The sequence below is a fragment of the Kribbella antiqua genome (assembly GCF_004345665.1).
In the GTDB taxonomy this organism is placed as follows: Bacteria; Actinomycetota; Actinomycetes; order Propionibacteriales; family Kribbellaceae; genus Kribbella; species Kribbella antiqua.
The window spans coordinates 434904-451183 of sequence record NZ_SLWR01000001.1 but is presented as its reverse complement, the minus strand read 5'-3'; the positions used below and the strand labels follow the sequence as shown (position 1 = coordinate 451183).

18 protein-coding genes are annotated in these 16280 nt (G+C 68.2%); 17 read left to right on the top strand and 1 reads right to left on the bottom strand.

The genetic code is table 11. The features are described from left to right. Positions 1-41: 41 nt before the first annotated feature. The 15 genes from EV646_RS02295 (at position 42) to EV646_RS02230 (ending at position 12081) form a co-directional block, all read left to right on the top strand. The gene (locus EV646_RS02295; RefSeq protein WP_132143369.1) at positions 42-1037 is read left to right on the top strand and encodes a helix-turn-helix domain-containing protein; all 996 of its coding nucleotides are present in this window, start codon (positions 42-44) and stop codon (positions 1035-1037) included. A 5-nt stretch (positions 1038-1042) separates the two neighbouring features. Then, positions 1043-2506, top strand: a complete 1464-nt coding sequence (locus tag EV646_RS02290) for a cobyric acid synthase (protein ID WP_132143367.1) — start codon at positions 1043-1045, stop codon at positions 2504-2506. A 22-nt stretch (positions 2507-2528) separates the two neighbouring features. Continuing rightward, positions 2529-3104 (top strand): DinB family protein, encoded by a 576-nt coding sequence (locus EV646_RS02285; RefSeq protein WP_132143365.1) that lies wholly within the window; start codon positions 2529-2531, stop codon positions 3102-3104. 4 nt (positions 3105-3108) lie between these two features. Then, a complete protein-coding gene (sigJ, locus tag EV646_RS02280; RefSeq protein ID WP_132143363.1) occupies positions 3109-4032 on the top strand; it encodes an RNA polymerase sigma factor SigJ in 924 nt (307 codons plus the stop codon). Between the two features lie 136 nt (positions 4033-4168). Then, a complete protein-coding gene (locus EV646_RS02275; RefSeq protein ID WP_132143361.1) occupies positions 4169-4882 on the top strand; it encodes an SDR family oxidoreductase in 714 nt (237 codons plus the stop codon). 76 nt (positions 4883-4958) lie between these two features. Continuing rightward, a complete protein-coding gene (locus EV646_RS02270; protein ID WP_132143359.1) occupies positions 4959-6080 on the top strand; it encodes a CaiB/BaiF CoA transferase family protein in 1122 nt (373 codons plus the stop codon). Positions 6081-6090: 10 nt separating this feature from the next. After that, positions 6091-7233, top strand: a complete 1143-nt coding sequence (locus tag EV646_RS02265) for an acyl-CoA dehydrogenase family protein (protein WP_132143357.1) — start codon at positions 6091-6093, stop codon at positions 7231-7233. 48 nt (positions 7234-7281) lie between these two features. Beyond that, positions 7282-7878, top strand: coding sequence for a sulfite oxidase-like oxidoreductase (locus EV646_RS02260; protein WP_132143355.1), 597 nt, complete (start codon positions 7282-7284; stop codon positions 7876-7878). Further along, positions 7848-8600 carry a ferredoxin reductase gene (locus EV646_RS02255; protein WP_132143353.1) on the top strand — a complete coding sequence of 251 codons (753 nt, stop codon included), beginning with the start codon at positions 7848-7850 and terminating at the stop codon, positions 8598-8600. Before EV646_RS02260 ends, EV646_RS02255 begins: the two co-directional genes overlap by 31 nt. Further along, complete coding sequence (locus EV646_RS02250; RefSeq protein WP_132143351.1) at positions 8597-8857, top strand: DUF6510 family protein; 261 nt, start codon at positions 8597-8599, stop codon at positions 8855-8857. The genes EV646_RS02255 and EV646_RS02250 overlap by 4 nt, the downstream gene beginning before the upstream one ends. Continuing rightward, entirely contained in the window at positions 8850-9125 is a 276-nt protein-coding gene (locus EV646_RS02245; RefSeq protein ID WP_132143349.1) for an acylphosphatase, read from the top strand. The genes EV646_RS02250 and EV646_RS02245 overlap by 8 nt, the downstream gene beginning before the upstream one ends. Before the next feature lie 31 nt (positions 9126-9156). Then, positions 9157-9279 carry a hypothetical protein gene (locus EV646_RS40535; protein ID WP_277875084.1) on the top strand — a complete coding sequence of 41 codons (123 nt, stop codon included), beginning with the start codon at positions 9157-9159 and terminating at the stop codon, positions 9277-9279. Between the two features lie 70 nt (positions 9280-9349). Continuing rightward, entirely contained in the window at positions 9350-9625 is a 276-nt protein-coding gene (locus EV646_RS02240) for a hypothetical protein (protein WP_132143347.1), read from the top strand. Positions 9626-9738: 113 nt separating this feature from the next. After that, entirely contained in the window at positions 9739-10611 is an 873-nt protein-coding gene (locus EV646_RS02235) for a sigma-70 family RNA polymerase sigma factor (protein ID WP_132143345.1), read from the top strand. 75 nt (positions 10612-10686) lie between these two features. Continuing rightward, on the top strand, positions 10687-12081 hold the full coding sequence (locus EV646_RS02230; protein WP_132143343.1) for an MFS transporter: 1395 nt from the start codon (positions 10687-10689) through the stop codon (positions 12079-12081). Here EV646_RS02230 and EV646_RS02225 read toward each other — a convergent pair. Beyond that, positions 12009-12746, bottom strand: coding sequence for a MerR family transcriptional regulator (locus EV646_RS02225; protein ID WP_241995165.1), 738 nt, complete (start codon positions 12744-12746; stop codon positions 12009-12011). The two genes, EV646_RS02230 and EV646_RS02225, sit on opposite strands and share 73 nt — an antisense overlap. 62 nt (positions 12747-12808) lie before the next feature. Here EV646_RS02225 and EV646_RS02220 point away from each other — a divergent pair, with 62 nt between their 5' ends. After that, entirely contained in the window at positions 12809-14029 is a 1221-nt protein-coding gene (locus EV646_RS02220) for an acetyl-CoA C-acetyltransferase (protein WP_132143339.1), read from the top strand. Further along, positions 14026-16161 (top strand): 3-hydroxyacyl-CoA dehydrogenase NAD-binding domain-containing protein, encoded by a 2136-nt coding sequence (locus tag EV646_RS02215; RefSeq protein ID WP_132143337.1) that lies wholly within the window; start codon positions 14026-14028, stop codon positions 16159-16161. Before EV646_RS02220 ends, EV646_RS02215 begins: the two co-directional genes overlap by 4 nt. The last annotated feature ends 119 nt before the right edge of the window (positions 16162-16280 follow it).

The following is a 16280-nucleotide window of genomic DNA, read 5'->3' as shown; positions in this document are numbered from 1 at the left end:
CGGAGGACTCTTTCAGCGCGTGGGGCCGGTAGCCTCGGTTTATGAAGGGCCTGTTACTGCGGTTGTCGGCGCTGGATGCCGATGCGGAGAGTGCCGTGCGCGTGATCGGCTTCTTCGACGCGCTGATGACGGACCGGGCCGATCTCAACACCTTGCTGAAGAGTACGGCGGCGCTGGCCGAGTGTCCGGTGGGGATCGAGGCGGCCGGTCGCGGCCTGGTCCTCCGGGCCGAGCCGTCCGGCGCCATCGACGTCGCCGGACCGCCCGCGGCGGCGCAGATCCGCGAGTACGGCGACGCCGTCTTCTGGCTGGCTCGGGACGCAGAACCACTGTCACTGGACGAGATCGTGCTGGAACGGTTCGCGCTGACCGGAGCGGTCCTGCTTGACCGCACTGTCAGCAAGCTTCCCGCAGTCGGTGATCCCGCCCTGGTCGAGCTGGTCGTGTCCGCCACCGCGGGCATCGCCGAACGCTCCCGCGCCCTGCACCTGCTCGGCATCGCACCAAGCGCGCCACTCCAAGTCGCGGTCTCCAGAGGTACGCCGGTCACCCGTCAGCTATCGGCGCCGATTGGTGATCACACGGTGAGTTTGTGGCCGGGCCGAGCCGATGTGGACCCGGACGTGCGTACGGGCGTTGGTCCCGTGGTGCCTGCCATCCGGGCGGCGGAGTCGTGGCGCGATGCCTGCACAGCGTTGCGGCTCGCCTCACCCGAGGAGCCGGTCGTGCGAGCCGACGAGCTCGGTGGCCTGCTCGTTCTCGCCGAGCGGCTGCGGCCGGAGGACATCGCGACCTCGCCGGATGTCGCCGCCCTCGACCGCATCGCCGCTGAGCCTGGCGGTGACGACCTGCTCGCGATCCTCCGTGCGTACTGCTTCACCGACTCGGTGCGGAAGGCGGCCGCGCTGGTGTACCGGCATCACAGCACGGTCGCTTACCGGTTGGAGCACGCCGTAGAGGTCCTCGGATTCGAGCTGGACAACCCGCACGGTCGCTACCGGCTCTACCTGGCGCTGGTGATGCGCGCATTAAGGTAACGCGCGTGGGTTCACTGCTGATTGCTGGTACGACGTCCGACGCGGGCAAGACGACCGTGGTGACCGGGCTGTGCCGGTGGCTGGCACGCCAGGGTGTGCGCGTCGCGCCGTACAAGGCGCAGAACATGTCGAACAACTCGATGGTCTGTGCGGACGGCGCGGAGATCGGCCGCGCGCAGTGGATCCAGGCTGTTGCGGCCGGCGCCGAGCCGGAGGCCGCCATGAATCCGGTGCTGCTCAAACCCGGCAGCGACCGCCGCAGTCACGTCGTACTGATGGGGGAGCCGTGGGGTGAGCTCACCGCCCGCGGCTTCCTGACCGAGCGTGCCGAGCTGGCCAAGGCGGCGTTCGCGGCGTACGACGATCTGGCGTCCAGGTACGACGTGGTGATCAGCGAGGGCGCGGGCAGTCCGACGGAGATCAACCTCCGGCAGTCCGACTACGTCAACATGGGGCTCGCGCAGCACATCCAGGCGCCGGTGGTCGTGGTCGGCGACATCGATCGCGGGGGAGTGTTCGCATCGATGTTCGGGACGGTGGCGCTGCTGGATGCCGCGGACCAGGCGCTGATCAGCGGGTTCCTGGTGAACAAGTTCCGCGGCGACGCGTCCCTGCTCCAGCCGGGCATCGACATGCTGACGTCGGCAACCGGCCGCCCGACGTACGGCGTGCTGCCCTGGCTGCCCGAGCTCTGGCTCGACTCCGAGGACGCCCTCGATGTTCCGGTACGACGGACGTCCGGCAGCGCGGAGGTGTTGTCGATCGCGGTGGTCCGGTTCCCGCGGATCAGCAACTTCACCGACCTCGACGCGCTCGCGGTCGAGCCGACCAACAGTGTCTTCTTCACGACCAGCCCGGCTGAGGTCCGCGACGCCGATCTCCTCGTGCTTCCGGGGTCGCGAGCGACCGTGTCCGATCTGGAGTGGCTGCGGTCGATGGGCCTTGCCGAGGCTGTGGCGGGCCGGGTTGCAGCGGGTCGGCCGGTGCTGGGGATCTGCGGCGGTTATCAGTTGCTGGGCGGTGCGATCTCGGATCCGCACGGAGTCGAAGGCGGTGGCGAACACACAGGACTCGGGTTGTTGCCCGTCGCAACGGTTTTTGCTGCTGAGAAGGTGCTCGCACGGCCGGCGCGGACGGCGTACGAAATCCATCACGGAGTGGCGACCGTGGTGGGCGAGGCCGCGGAGTTCCCGGGTGGGTGCCGGGTCGGGAATACCTGGGGAACGATCTGGCATGGGCTGCTGGACGACGACGCGCGACGTCACGCGTTCCTGACCGAGGTCGCCGAATTGACCGGCAAGCCGGCGCCCGATGGCACGGTCTCGTTCGCCGCGCTGCGCGAATCCCGCCTCGACCGCCTCGCCGACGCGATCGACGAGTACGTCGACACCGCCGCCCTGATGAAGCTGATCGAGCACGGCCCGACGGCTTCACCCTTCATCCCACCGGGCGCACCGAAAACTGTCTGAGGGTCCCACTACTCTCCTCGGCATGACGGATCCGATCGCGGTTGAGCTGCAGAACTACCTCCAGCGGACGCGTGCGTTGCTGCTGGCGAAGCTGGAAGGGATCTCCGAGTACGACCGGCGCCGCCCACTGGTGCCATCCGGGACGAACCTGCTCGGCCTGGTCAAGCACCTGGTCGGGATCGAGTACGTCTACCTCGGCACGAGCGTCGGCCGGCCACCGGAGAAGCTGCTGCCCTGGGAGGAGGACGGCTCCGTCTGGGGAGGCGCCGACATGTGGGCGCTGCCATCCGAGTCGACCGAGTACATCACCGATCTCTACAAGCAGGCCTGCGCCCACAGCGACCGCAGCATCGCCGAGCTCCCACTCGACACGCCCGCCGAGGTCCCACACTGGCCAGAGGGCGGCCGCAGTACGACCTTCGGCGCATTGCTCGTCCGTGTCGTCGACGAGACCGCCCACCACGCCGGCCACGCCGACATAGTCCGCGAACTCATCGACGGCCAAGGCGGGGCCGACCACGGCGCCCTCGACGAAGCCGGCTGGACCGAGTTCTACACCAACATCCAGAAGGCCGCGGAGACCTTCCTGACAGACTGATGCGGTGGATGACGTCGAGCGCCTGCGCGGGCGGCTGTTCGGGATCGCCTATCGGATGATGGGTACGGCGGCCGACGCCGAGGAGATTGTCCAGGAGGCGTGGCTGCGCTGGCAGGCTGTTGACCGGGACACGGTGAAGGACGCCGATGCATACCTGGCGAAGATCGTCACCAATCTGTCGATCAGGCAGCTCACCTCGGCCCGGGTTCGGCGGGAGACGTACGTCGGGGAGTGGTTGCCGGAGCCAGTGCTCACTGGTGGACGCTTCGAGGAGCTCGGCCCGCTGGACGTGGCCGCCGAGCGCGACTCGGTGTCGATGGCGTTGCTGGTCGTGCTCGAACGGCTCACTCCGGCCGAGCGAGCGGCGTACGTACTGCGGGAGGCCTTCGCCTACAGCCATCGCGAAGTGGCCGAGCTGATCGGCACGTCCGAGGCCAATGCCCGGCAACTCGCCTCTCGCGCGGCCAAGCGGATCGCAGCTGAGCCGCAGCGCGAGCGCCGGGTCGACCGGGCCGAGTGGCGCCGGCTGGTCGAGCGGTTCATCGCGGCCGCCCGGCTGGGGGAGATCGGTGAGCTGGAGACATTGCTCGCCGAGGACGTGGTGACGCGGGCCGACGGCGGCGGCAAGGTGTTCGCGGCGCGGAACGCCATCACCGGCCGTCAGCGGGTCGCGCGCTATCTGGTCGGCGCCTTGCAGAAGTTCGGCGCCGGGATCGAGGTCGCATTCGGCGAGGCGAACGGGCAGCCCACCTTCCTTGCCGTCAGCCCCCGCGGCATCGAGGCCGTCGGCTTCGTCGACTTCGGCGACGGCGGCGACGGCGGCGACGGCGGTGTGACCGACCTCCGGTTCGTGATGAATCCGGACAAACTCGGCTTCGCGGCCGGACAGCTGTCACGAATCGGAGGGCTACCCGATCTTCCTTGGTGAACCGAAAGGACACCAAGATGACAGTACTGATGCCACGCCTCCGGCGCGGCGGGTCATTGGGCTGGAACTCCCGGCCTTCCCTCGTCGCTCCAGTCGCTTCGCTCCCTCCGCTCCTCAGTCCAGGCCGGGAGGCCCAATGACCGGCCTCCTTGTCACCGGCGGCACCGGCGCCCTCGGCCGGCCCACCGTCGAACACCTTCGCGCCGCCGGTCACACGGTCCGGGTGCTCAGTCGCCGGACCGGACCAGGCCTCGTCACCGGCGACCTGACCACCGGGACCGGCCTCCAGGCGGCCGTCGACGGCGTCGACCAGATCGTCCACCTCGCGACCGCGCAGGGACGCAAAGACGTTCAGCAGACCCGCAACCTCCTCGACGCCGCGCCGGCGACGACGCACGTCCTGTACATGTCGATCGCCGGCATCGACCGGATCCCACTGGCGTACTACCGCCACAAGCTCGCGGCCGAGCGGCTGGTCGAGTCCCGGGCGTCGTACACGATCCTGCGGGCCACGCAGTTCCACACCCTGCTCGACCGGATCTTCAGCGTGAAGCTGCCGGCTCTCTTCGCACCGGCGGCCAAGCTGCAGCCGATCGCGGTCGAGGATGTCGCCGTACGCTTGACCGAGCTCGTCGGCGAGCCGGTGATCGGCCGGGCGGCTGATATCGGTGGGCCGGAGATCCTGCCGGTGCCGGAACTCGCCCGCGCCTGGAGAGCTGCGCGGGGGTCACGGCGCCCGGTGGTGCCGGTCCGCGTCCCGGGCAAGATCTTCCGGGCCTTCAGGGACGGGGCCGCGGTCGTCGACGGGACGCCGTACGGTCGCATCACCTTCGGCGAGTACCTGGCATGAAGACCTATGTCCGAACCGTGCCGCCGTACGCAGGATGACTTGACGACTGTGACAGTAGAACTGTCACAATAGCGGCATGGGCCCACTTCAGGGGGTGAAGGTCGTCGAGCTTGCCGGGCTCGGGCCGGCGCCGTTCGCCTGCATGATGCTCGCCGAGCTCGGCGCGGACGTACTGCGGATCGACCGCCCGGGCGGCGGGCTGTCGCTCGGCCCGCCCGAGCTCGACCTGGTCAACCGCGGCCGTCGCAGCGTCGCCCTGGACCTGAAGAACCCCCAGGCGATCGACGTCGTACGACGCTTGGTCGCACAAGCCGACGTACTCGTCGAAGGCTTCCGGCCGGGCGTCACGGAACGGCTGGGGCTTGGCCCGGAGGACTGCCACGCGATCAACCCGAAGCTCGTCTATGGGCGGATGACCGGCTGGGGCCAGGACGGTCCGCTCGCGCAGAGCGCCGGGCACGACATCGACTACATCGCGCTCTCGGGTGCCTTGCATCTGATCGGCCGCGCGGGTGGACCACCGCAGATTCCGGCCAACCTGCTGGGGGACTTCGCCGGCGGTTCGCTCTACCTCGTGATCGGCGTACTGGCCGCGTTGCACGAAGCACGGCAGAGCGGGCAGGGCCAGGTCGTCGATGCCGCGATCGTGGATGGCTCGGCGCACCTCACCACGATGTTGCTCGGCGCACTGGCCGCCGGGACCTGGCGGCAGGAGCGCGGGACCAACCTGCTCGACACCGGCGCGCCGTTCTACGACGTGTACGAGACCGCGGACGGCAAGCACGTCGCGGTCGGCGCGCTGGAGCAGCCGTTCTACGACGAGCTCATCACCAAGCTCGGCATCACCGGCCCGGATCGCAACGACCCGGCCACCTGGCCGGAGCTCCGCAAGGTGCTTGCCGAGACGTTCCTGCAGCGCACCCAGGCCGAGTGGGCGGAGGTGTTCGACGGCTCGGACGCCTGCGTCGCGCCGGTTCTCCCGCTGGCCGCCGACCATCCGCATCTCGTTGCCCGTGGCACCTTTGTGGAGCATCAGGGCGTCCGGCAGGCCGCACCCGCGCCACGCTTCAGCAGAACGCCGACGAGCCTCGAACGACCTCCGGCCCGGGCCGGGCAGCACACCCGCGAGGCCCTCGCCGACTGGGGGATCACTGGCATCGACGAGCTGCTCGCGACCGCGGCCGCCGTACAGGATTAGGAGAACCACCGTGGAACGTCAGCTCTTCGAGGCCGATCACGACGCCTTCCGGGAGACCGTGCGGGCGTTCTGCGACAAGGAGATCGTGCCGCACCACGACAGCTGGGAGGAGGCCGGCATCGTCCCGCGGGAGGTGTGGACCGCGGCCGGCCGGGCCGGGCTGCTCGGGTTCATGATGCCGGAGGAGTACGGCGGTGGTGGTGTCCGCGACTTCCGGTTCAACGCGGTGGTGACCGAGGAGCTGACCCGGGCCCGCGCGAGTGGGGTCGGGTTCGGCATCCACACCGACATCAACTCGGCGTACCTGCTCGCCTATGCGAACGACGAGCAGAAGGCACGCTGGCTGCCCGGGTTCTGCTCTGGCGAGACGATCACCGCGATCGCGATGACCGAGCCCGGCGCGGGCAGTGACCTGCAGGGCATCCAGACCACGGCCCGCCGCGACGGCGACCACTACGTGCTGAACGGTCAGAAGACGTTCATCTCCAACGGCATCCTCGCCGATCTCGTCATCGTCGTCGCGAAGACGGATCCAGCGGCCGGCGCGCAGGGCATCTCGCTGCTCGTCGTCGAGCGGGGCATGCCCGGCTTCGAGCGCGGCCGCAATCTGGACAAGATCGGTCTCAAGGCGCAGGACACCGCCGAACTGTTCTTCGACAACGTGTTGGTCCCGGCGGAGAACCTCCTCGGCGAGGAGGGCAAAGGCTTCGGCTACCTGATGGAGAAGCTGCCGCAGGAACGCCTCGCCATCGCGGTCGTCGCAGCCGCGGCCTGCGAGAACCTGCTCGCGTCGACGCTGGAGTACGTGAAGGACCGTACGGCGTTCGGCCGCCCGATCGGCTCCTTCCAGAACAGCCGCTTCGTCCTCGCCGAGCTCGCCACCGAGACCACCATCGCCCGGGTCTTCGTCGACCGCTGCATCCAGGAGCTGAACGCCGGCACGCTGACCGTCGCCGAGGCCGCGATGGCGAAGTGGTGGACCACCGAGCTGCAGAAGAAGGTCGTCGACCGCTGCCTCCAGCTGTACGGCGGCTACGGCTTCATGACCGAGTACCCGATCGCCAAGGCCTACCTCGACACCCGCATCCAGACCATCTACGGCGGCACCACCGAAATCATGAAGGAAATCATCGGCCGAACCCTCGGAATCTGACCGCGGCGTGATTGACTTCCCTCAGGCATCAGCTAGGGGAGGGCCGCGATGGGGATTGTGTCGCCGGGGTTCGCCGGGCGCCGCCGGGAAGGGACGAACCTGCCCCCGGGGCAGTATCTGACCCACGACTTCCCGGTGCTGTCGGCAGGGCCGACTCCGCACATCCGGACCGAGCACTGGGAGTTCACGGTCACCACCGAGACCGGTGAGGTGCGCAAGTGGGACTGGGCCGCTCTGCTCGCGCTGCCGGCCGAGGAGATCACCAAAGACATCCACTGCGTGACCAGGTGGTCGAAGCTCGAGACGAGCTGGAAGGGCGTCTCGCTCGACACCGTGCTCGCTGATGTCGAGACGGGCGCCGATTTCGCGCTCGCGCACAGCTACGGCGGCTACACGACGAACCTGCCGCTGGACGACCTGCTTGACGGGCAGGCCTGGATTGCGTACGAGTACGACGGTGAGCCGCTCGACCCGGAGCACGGCGGCCCGGCCCGGCTGCTCGTGCCGCACCTGTACTTCTGGAAGAGCGCCAAGTGGGTCCGCGGCCTCGTGCTGTCCGATACCGAAGACCTCGGCTTCTGGGAGACCGCCGGCTACCACGAGTACGGAGATCCATGGAGAGAACAGCGATACGCCGGCGACTGACCTGGCAGGTGGCGACGGTTGTCGACGTACGGCGTGAGACGTCGACCGCGCGGACATTGGTCCTGCAGGTCCCGGAGTGGCCCGGTCACGTGGCCGGGCAACACCTGGATGTGCGGCTGACCGCGCCGGACGGGTATCGGGCGTCGCGCTCGTACTCGATCGCGTCGGCCTGGACCGGTGACACCATCGAGCTGACCGTCGAGCAAGTGCCGGACGGCGAGGTTTCGCCGTACTTGGTCGAGGTGCTGAACGTCGGCGACCCGCTGGAGATCCGTGGGCCGGTCGGTGGATGGTTCGTGTGGAAGCCCGAACAGCCTGGGCCTGTCCAGCTGATCGGCGGCGGCTCGGGTGTCGTGCCGCTGATGGCGATGCTGCGCGCTCACTCGGCCGCAGCCAGCACGGCTCCGGTCCGATTGCTCTATTCCGTACGGCGTCCTGCGTCGGTGATCTACGCGGATGAGTTGAAGAAGCTGGCGATGGCGGACAACGTCGGCGTACGGCTGCGCTACACCCGGGAGGCGCCGGCACCGGAGGAGCAGGTGGGCCGGGTCGACGCGGAACTGCTGGATCACGTCGCCTTCGAGCCTTCGGTGTCGCCGACGACGTACGTCTGCGGCCCGACCCCGTTCGTGGAAGCCGTCGCCGACCTATTGGTTGCCGCAGGCCACGATCCGGCCACGGTAAGAACTGAACGCTTCGGCCCGACAGGAGGCCCTCGATGACCACTCACCTCGACGGAAACGCGGCCGCCGGCGCCTTGAGCGAGCTCTTCACGGTCGACATCACCGCTGCCATCGCCCGCTGTGCCGGCTGCGCCCAAACCGGCCCGTTCGCCGACACCCACCTCTACGTGGACGCACCCGGCCTGGTAGCGCGCTGCCCAGGCTGCGACGCCGTGCTGCTCCGGGTGGTGACCACGCCCACCGACACCTACCTGGACCTCAGAGGCCTCACCTACCTCCGCGTCCCGAATGAGTAGGATCTGCCGCCGCGTAGTAGTACACGGACTCGTCCAAGGCGTGTTCTTCCGGGACAGCTGCCGGCGACAGGCTCAGAAAGCCGGTGTCGGTGGCTGGGTGCGGAACCGGCCGGACGGAACCGTCGAGGCGCTCTTCGAGGGCTCCGAGGACGACGTACGACGGATGGTCGAGTGGGCTCGGCATGGTCCGCCTTATGCCCGAGTCGAACGGGTCGACGAGGCGGAGGAGCAACCAACCGGTCTCACCGACTTTCGGGTCACTCGCTAGCCCGCGGTCCAGGCATGGGCCGGGGGTTTCTTTGCGTAATGGGGGGAGCCTCGACTCGTCGTACCGGTTCCTCGTCACCGGCGTGGTGTTGCTGCTGGCGGTCGGCGTCGACTCCCTGGCCCGTCGTTCCCGGACCAGCCACGGTCGCGCCTGACTGCACGAGCGTCCTCGGCGCGGGTGATCGTTTCGTCTGGTGCATCGCTGCTTCGGGCGATAGTGTGGGCGTGCCCCAGACCCCGGCGCCGATTCTACGTGCCTGGGAGGCCGCGGCGATGACGTCAAAGTTTTTGGATCGTCTCGCGCGCTCAGAGCCCCTGGATTCGTGGCCACCTGATGAACTGGCAGCCGCTCTGGCCATGGTCGAGGAACTCGACGTGGGACGCCGGCAATCGGACGGCAAGGCCCGAGTCATTGACCTCAGGCTGGCGATCTACCGGCGCCGGTTACGTCACGAGTTGGGCCAGAGGGCGGCTCGCGACGAAGACATCGACGAGCCGTAGCATCGCTGGGGCCCGCCGCTCCCGCACCAGCCACGGCCGGGCTTGAACCGTTGTCACATCACACTGATGTGACGTGTCATCCCAATGACATGTCGCGCGGAGGAATGTGACCGATGACTGAGCCGGACTGGCTGGCGGAGGATTTCGAGCGGAACCGGATCCGCCTGCGGGCGGTGGCGTACCGGATGCTCGGTTCGCTTGCCGAGGCGGATGACGCCGTACAGGAAGCCTGGCTGCGGGCCAGCCGGGCGGGTGCGGACGGGATCGACAGCATCGACGCGTGGCTGACCACGATCGTCGTCCGGGTGTGCCTGAACGTACTGCGCGCGCGGAAGAGCAGGCGGGAGGAGTTCATGGGCGTGCATGTGCCAGACCCGGTGATCAGCCATCCGGACGGTGTCACTCCCGAGGACGCGGCGCTGCTGGCCGATGCGGTCGGGCTCGCGCTTCAGGTGGTGCTCGAGACCCTCGCTCCGGCTGAGCGGGTGGCGTTCGTACTGCACGACATGTTCGATCTGCCGTTTGATGAGATCGCTCCCACGGTGGGCCGTACGCCGGCCGCGGCACGGCAACTCGCGAGCCGGGCGCGGCGCCGGGTGCAGGGCACCGAGGTCGCCGATCCCGATGTGAGCGGGCAGCAGGAAGTGGTAGAGGCCTTCTTCGCCGCGGCGCATGAAGGCGAACTCAACGGTCTCATCGCTGTCCTGGATCCCGACGTCGTACTGCGCTCCGACGAAGGTGCTGCGTCTGTGGTGACTGTCCACGGGGCGGCTGCCGTCGCCGGCCGAGCAGTCATGTTCGGGCAGCGGCGTGGCGCGATCGTCCGGCCGGCCTTGGTGAACGGTGCCGCGGGTGTGGTGGTGACCGTCGACGGGCGGCCGGTCTCGGTCATGGGATTCACCGTCGTACAGAGCAAGATCGTCGAAATCAACGTGATGGCCGACCCGTCGCGGCTTGGCCGGCTGGACCTGACCGTGCTCGGCTGACCGCCGGTCACATCGATCCGATCCGGGGTGTCACACCTGTGAGGGGGTTTCACCCAACCGGAAAGGATCATGACAATGCGCAAGTGGTTGCCGCTTGTAGCGATATGCGCTGGAACCTTCATGCTGCTGGTCGACGTGACGATCGTGACCGTCGCCCTGCCCGACATGGCCCGCGGGCTGAACGCCTCGCTCGCGGACCTGCAATGGGTACTCAGCCTCTACGCGCTCGTGCTGGCTTCGCTGGTACTCACCGCAGGCTCGATCGCGGACCGTCTCGGTCGGCGTGCTGTCTACCTGGGCGGACTCGTGGTCTTCGCGGTCGCCTCGCTGGTCTGTGGTCTGTCGCCGAACGTCGGGCTGCTGATCGCAGCGCGAGGTCTTCAGGGACTGGCGGCTGCGGCGATGTTCGCCACGACGCTCGCACTGATCACCAGCTCGTATGAGGGTCGCGACCGAGGCATCGCCTTCGGCGTCTGGGCCGCAGTCAATGGTGCTGCTTCGGCGGCCGGGCCGCTGCTCGGCGGCTTGCTGACCGACAGCTTCGGCTGGCGATGGATCTTCTTCGTGAACCTGCCGGTCACTGCCGTTGCTCTGGTACTCACGGCTCTCGCCGTACCCGAGTCGCGTGACCCGCAGCCACGCCGCCTCGATCTGGCCGGCATGGCGAGCTTCACTGTCGGCTCGGCGGCTCTCGTCTACGCGCTGATCAACGAATCCAGCTGGCTGTTCGTTGTGGCCGCTGCCGCGTTGGCCGTGTTCGTCTTCGTCGAGCGCCGGCCGAACGCGATGCTCGATCTCTCGCTGTTCCGCACTGCTGCTTTCCCGACGCTGCTGGTCACGGCGGCGCTGCTGCCGGCGGCGGCCTGGGCGTACTGGATTTACCAGACGCTTTGGCTGCAGTCGGTCCTCGGCTTGAGCCCGATCGAGGCCGGCCTCGTGTTCCTGCCGGTGAGCCTGACGACGTTCGTACTGTCGATCGTGGTCGGCCGGGTGATGCACAGGACGTCGGCGCGGTTGCTGATCGGGTCGGGGATGCTGTTCATCGCGGCCGGTGTGCTCGCTCAGACCGTGATCGACGCCGGATCCGGGTGGGCGGCGTTGCTTCCTGGGCTGTTCCTCGTCGGTGTGGGTGCGGGGCTGGTCCTCGGACCGCTGTCCGCAGCCGCGATGGCCGCGGTTCCTGGCCCGCGTGCTGGGATGGCGGCCGGTGCCGTCAACACGTTCCGTCAGCTCGGGTACGCGCTCGGAGTCGCCGTACTCGGACAGGTCTTCCGCAGCGGGCTGGACAGTGACGATCTGCACCGGGCTTATGCCAACGCCCTCGACCGGACCTTCGTGGTGGCGGCGAGCTTCGCGGTGTTCGCCGGGGTCGCCGTGTTCCTGTTCGTCCGGGACGGTCAGCGGCGAGGTGGCTTGGTGCCGGTACGGCGGATGGTGTCGCGCTGGGTCTCGCCGACGGCTCGTTCGTAGGCGAGCACCAAGCCCTGGATGGTGACTGGCTTGAAGCGCTCGACGAGCTGCTGGATGTGTTCGGGCGGGCCACCGGAGTCGCGGTAATGCGGCCAGACCTTGGTACGGAAGACCTCGGTCAGCTCCTCCGCGATGGCCCGCCCGTGCTCGGTGAAGATCCGACCGGCATCGAGCACTGCCTCCACCGGAAGGTCCAGGTCGAGCAGCTCCACACCGAGGCTGAGATGCGCCGTCGCGACCTGGAAGACGTCCTCGTCCGGCGTGGGCTCGACCACTCCGAGCGCGACCAGCATCTCGATGTCGTCGTCGCTCAGCTCCCGGCCGGTACGTCGTACGAGCGTGGACCGGTCGAGCGTCTCCGGAAGGTCACGCATCCAGGGCGTCAGCAGGGTCCGGTGCAGCGCGATGTCCTGTGGGGTCGCGTCGACCGGGATCCGATCCAGGTACCCCTCGATCGCCGACAGCGTGAATCCGTGCGCCTGCAGCTCCCGGACCAGATCCAGCCGCGCGATGTGCTCCGGACCGTAGTACCCGACTCGTCCACGCCGGATCGGCGGCGGAATCAGCCCCCGGCCCGCGTAGAACCGCAACGTTCGCACCGTCATCCCGACCCGCGCCGACAACTCGTCGACCGTCAGTGTCGCTTCCCCCGCCAGTTCCGACATGGCCGAGATCATAACGAGCCCACCTTGACTACCGTGACACCACAACTGTCACAATCAAGCCTATGACCAGCGAAGCCTTCCTGTACGACGCGATGCGTACGCCGCGTGGCAAGGGCAAACCGACCGGCGCGCTGTACGAGGTCAAGCCGATCCAGCTCATCACCGGCCTCCTGCACGAGCTGCGTGCTCGGCACCCTGACCTCGACCCGGTCGCGATCGACGACGTGGTACTGGGCGTCGTCAGCCCGATCGGCGACCAGGGCATGGACATCGCCCGGACGGCGGTGCTCGCGGCCGGCTACCCGGAGACGACCGGGGGAGTCCAGCTCAACCGCTTCTGCGCGTCCGGGCTGGAGGCGGTGAATCAAGCGGCTCAACGAGTCCGATCCGGCTGGGAGGACTTCATCCTCGCGGGCGGGGTCGAGTCGATGTCACGGGTGCCGATGGCGTCCGACGGCGGCGCCTGGGCGATGGACCCGGAGACCGCGCTGCAGACCAACTTCATCCCACAGGGCATCAGCGCGGACCTGATCTCGACCATCGACGGCTTCTCCCGTACGGACGTCGACGCGTACGCCGCCGAGTCACACGCCCGGGCAGCCAAGGCCTGGGCCAACGGGTACTTCGCCCGCTCGGTGGTCCCCGTTGTCGACCGCAACGGCCTGCAGATCCTCGACCACGACCAGCTGGTGAGGCCGGGGACGACGGTCGAGACACTCGCCGGGCTGCAGCCGTCGTTCGCGGCGATCGGCGAGCACGGCGGCTTCGACTCGGTCGCGCTGGAACGCTATCTGACCGTCGAGCGGATCAACCACGTTCACCATGCGGGAAACTCGTCCGGCATCGTGGACGGTGCGGCTCTGGTTGCCGTCGGCAACGAGAGGGCCGGCGCGGCGCTTGGTCAGGCGCCGCGCGGCCGGGTGGTCGCGACCGGCGTCAGCGGCGCGGATCCGACCATCATGCTGACCGGCCCCGCGCCGGCCGCCCGCAAAGCGCTGGCCAAGGCCGGGCTGTCGGTGAGCGACATCGATCTCTTCGAGATGAACGAGGCGTTCGCGGCGGCGGTGCTGCACTTCATGAAGGACCTCGGAGTACCGCACGAGAAGGTGAACGTGAACGGCGGCGCGATCGCCCTCGGTCACCCGCTCGGTGCCACCGGCGCCATACTGATCGGAACCCTGCTGGACGAACTGGAGCGGCGTGAACTCCGGTACGGACTGGCGACCCTGTGCGTCGGCGGCGGGATGGGCGTCGCGACGATCATCGAGAGGCTTGCAGCATGATCGACTGGAAGAACGTCGAAGGTGTCGTCACGCTGACGATGGACGACCCGTCGGCCTCGGCGAACACGATGAACGACGCCTACCTCGCCGCAATGGGTGCCGCGGTCGAGCGGCTGCAGGCGGAGAAGGACGATCTCAAGGGCGTTGTCATCACCAGCGCCAAGCCGACGTTCTTTGCCGGCGGCAACCTGCAGCTGCTGTCGCGGATCCAGCCGTCGGACGCCGCCGAGGTGTTCGAGACGGTCGAGGAAGTCAAGCGTCAGCTGAGGATTCTCGAGACCCTCGGCGTCCCGGTGGTTGCCGCGATCAACGGTAGCGCGCTCGGCGGCGGGCTCGAGATCGCGCTCGCCTGTCATCACCGCATCGTTGCCGACGACAACCGGATCGAGCTCGGCGTCCCCGAGGTGACCCTCGGCCTGCTGCCGGGCGGTGGTGGCGTCACCCGCACGGTCCGGATGCTCGGCCTGCAGGACGCCCTGATGAAGGTCCTGCTCCAGGGTCAGCGGATGAAGCCGTTGCACGCCCTTTCGGTGGGGATCGTCGACGAGGTAGTCCCTGCTGGAGACTTGCTCGATGCGGCTCATCGGTGGATCGCGTCGTACGACGGTGATGCCAAGCAGCCGTGGGATCGCGACGGCTACAAGATCCCCGGCGGTACGCCGTCGTCGCCGAAGCTGGCCGCGTTCCTGCCCGCCTTCCCGGCGAACCTGCGCAAGCAGCTGAAGGGCGCGCCGTACCCGGCGCCGCGGGCGATCATGAGCGCCGCGGTCGAGGGCAGCCAGGTCGACTTCGCCACTGCGTCGCGGATCGAATCGCGCTACTTCGTCTCGCTGGCGACCGGGCAGATCGCGAAGAACATGATCCAGGCGTTCTTCTTCGATCTGCAGGCGATCAACGCCGGCGCTTCCCGGCCGAGCGGCGTACCCAAGTATCAGGCCCGCAAGGTCGGGGTGCTCGGCGCGGGCATGATGGGCGCGGGAATCGCCTATGTGTGCGCGAAGGTGGGCATCGAGGTGGTACTCAAGGACGTTTCGCTGGAGGCGGCCGCTCGCGGGAAGGAATACTCGGAGAAGCTGCTGGCGAAGCAGGTGCAGAAGGGCCGGATGACGGCGGATCAGGTGGCGGAGTTCCTCAGCCGGATCACGCCGACCGCGGACCCGAACGACCTGGCCGGCTGTGACCTCGTCATCGAGGCGGTGTTCGAGAGCGAGGAGCTCAAGCAGAAGGTCTTCGCCGAGGTCGCCGGCGTGGTCGAGCCGGACGCGTTGCTGTGCTCGAACACCTCGACGCTGCCCATCACGTCGCTTGCCGACGGCATCGACCGGCCCGACGACTTCCTCGGCATGCACTTCTTCTCGCCGGTGGACCGGATGCAGCTGGTCGAGCTGATCGTGGGGGAGAAGACTTCGGATCGCACCATCGCCAAGGCGTACGACATCGTCCGGCAGATCCGGAAGACCCCGATCGTGGTCAACGACAGCCGTGGGTTCTTCACCTCCCGCGTGTTCGGCACCCTGGTGATGGAGGGTGCCGCGATGGTTGCCGAGGGCATCGACCCGGTGACGATCGAGCGGGCCGCGACTGCCGCGGGCTTCCCGGCGCCACCGCTGGCGATGCTCGACGAGGTCACCCTGACGCTGCCGCAGAAGATCCGCGACGCGGCTCGCGCCGCCGGCGACAACGCGGGCGCGTTCGACGACCACCCCGGGATGGCCGTGACCGACCGGCTCGTCAACGAGTTCGACCGGCGGGGCAAGGCCGCCGGCGCGGGTTTCTACGAGTACCCGGAGGTCGGTGCGAAGTATCTCTGGCCGGGCCTGTGGAAGGAGTTCGGCCCGCGGACCGAGATCCCGGTCGCCGACGTGAGGGAGCGGATGACGTTCGCGATGTCGCTCGAGACGATCAAGTGCGTGGAGGAAGGAGTACTACGCTCCGTCGCCGACGCCAACATCGGCTCCATGTTCGGCATCGGCTTCCCGCCACTGCATGGTGGCGCTCTGCAGTACGTCAATGCCTATGGGTTACCGGAGTTCGTCGTACGGGCGCGGGAACTGGCGGCGTCGTACGGGCACCGCTTCGAGCCGCCGGCCCTGCTGGTCCGGAAGGCGGAGGTCGGCGAAACCTTCGGCTGAGGGGCAGCGCGCAGTACCCGAGCAGCCTTCTCAAAATCCAACAGATAACGACGCGTTCACTCTTGCGCGCCGCTCGCTTTTGAGCGATTGTGCTAGGCACTTCTCCAACGATTGACCTG